This is a genomic window from Micromonospora sp. CPCC 206060, assembly GCF_036906895.1.
GTDB lineage: Bacteria > Actinomycetota > Actinomycetes > Mycobacteriales > Micromonosporaceae > Micromonospora.
On sequence record NZ_JBAKHU010000233.1, the window covers coordinates 1 to 1,216 of the forward strand.

Annotated in this window: 1 protein-coding gene; it reads right to left on the reverse strand. The window is 67.7% G+C overall.

The genetic code is table 11. The annotated features are described in order from the left end of the window. On the reverse strand, positions 1-1,216 hold a 1,216-nt coding region (locus V6U90_RS33455; RefSeq protein WP_334445192.1), incomplete at both ends, for an amino acid adenylation domain-containing protein.

The window sequence follows — 1,216 nt, forward strand, 5'->3', positions numbered from 1 at the left end:
GACGCGGATGGCGCGGATGCTGTCGCCGCCGATGTCGAAGAAGCGGTCGTGGATGCCGACGGGTCGGGTGTGGTTGGTGAGGGCGTGGGTGTAGGCGTCGGCGATGAGCCGCTGGGTGGGGGTGTCCGGTGGGGTGTGTTCGCGCTGACCGTGGTGGGCGTTGGCGTCGGGTGGGGGGAGGGCTTTGCGGTTGGTTTTTCCGCTGGTCGTCAACGGGAGTTCGGTGAGGGTGATCCAGTGGGTGGGGATCATGACCTCGGGTAGGTGTGCTCTGAGGTGGGTGCGGAGTTCGTCGGGGTCGGGGGTGTGGCCGGGGGTGGGGATGAGGTAGGCGACGAGGTGTTGGTCGTGGGTGGGGCCGTGGGGGTGGACGACGGCGGCGGTCAGGTGGGGGTGGTTGGTGAGGGTGGTTTCGATTTCGCCGAGTTCGATGCGGTGGCCGCGGATTTTGATCTGGTGGTCGAGGCGGCCGAGGTATTCGATGGTGCCGTTGGGGGTCCAGCGGGTGAGGTCGCCGGTGTGGTAGGCGCGTTGGCCGCCTGCGGTGGGGGTGAAGCGTTCGGCGGTGAGGGCGGGTTGGTGGTGGTAGCCGCGGGCTAACTGGATGCCGGTGAGGAGGAGTTCGCCGGGGACGCCTATGGGGGTGGGGTTGCCCCAGGGGTCGTGGATGTGTGCCTGGGTGTTGGTGATGGGCTGGCCGATGGTGACGGGGTGGCCGGGATGGCACTCGGTGGCGGTGACGTCGATGGCGGCTTCGGTGGGTCCGTAGAGGTTGTGGAGTTCGGTGTTGAGGTGGGTGTGGACGGTGTGGGCGAGGTCGTCGGGGAGGGCTTCGCCGGAGCAGATGATGCGGCGGAGGGTGGGGAGGGTGTCGCCGGTGGTGGTGAGGTGGGTGGTGAAGGCGCGGAGCATGGAGGGGACGAAGTGGATGGTGGTGATGTGGTGGCGGGTGATTGCCTGGGTGAGGTAGGTGGGGTCGCGGTGGCCGTCGGGTTGGGCCATGACGAGGGTGGCGCCGGTGGTGAGGGGCCAGAAGAATTCCCAGACGCTGACGTCGAAGGTGTGGGGGGTTTTCTGGAGGATGCGGTCGTCGGTGGTGAGGTGGTAGGTGTCCTGCATCCAGCGGAGTCGGTTGGTGATGGCGCGGTGGTCGATGAGGACGCCTTTGGGGTGGCCGGTGGAGCCTGAGGTGTAGATCAGGTAGGCCGGGTTGCGG